Origin of the sequence: Citrobacter sp. Ce006 (assembly GCF_030336535.1) — a bacterium.
Lineage (GTDB): Bacteria > Pseudomonadota > Gammaproteobacteria > Enterobacterales > Enterobacteriaceae > Citrobacter > Citrobacter europaeus.
The window spans coordinates 1-433 of the sequence record NZ_JAOWDO010000021.1; the positions used below are offsets into that span (position 1 = coordinate 1).

Consider the following 433-nt stretch of genomic DNA (forward strand, 5'->3'; position numbering starts at 1 on the left):
TTTTTGGGGCGTTGCGTGTCAACGTTTGCTGTATGCTGTTCCTTTTTTTTATTGTCAGAGGCGGACAGTGATGCGCGACGTTTTACTTTATTGCCTGGTTTTTTAGCCATAATATTCATTCATCCTTTTTATTAAGCGTTAATGAAAGCGCATCCTCACCGTTATATTTATTTTTCCAGTCGCTTACGGTGCCGTCCGTGATTCAGCGTCAAGCGCTTCCGGCCAGTGAATATGACCCCACTGCTGCGGGTGTTCTGCAAAACGCGCCGTCTCAGGCACCGGGCGGTGCTGCATATAGTGACAGCAATAGCACCACAGCTCGCGCAGCGCCTCTTTATCCCCCACCGTCCACGTCAGCGCAAACCGCTCCCGGACATGGCTGGTTCCCGGCTGGCACACCGCGCCGTGCAGCTGGTAACCCTGGTTGTAGCGT

Annotated in this window: 1 protein-coding gene; it reads right to left on the reverse strand. The window is 52.9% G+C overall.

The genetic code is table 11. The features are described from left to right. Positions 1–183: 183 nt before the first annotated feature. On the reverse strand, positions 184–433 hold a 250-nt coding region (locus tag OGV94_RS00100; protein WP_353622560.1), incomplete at its 5' end, for a DUF6708 domain-containing protein.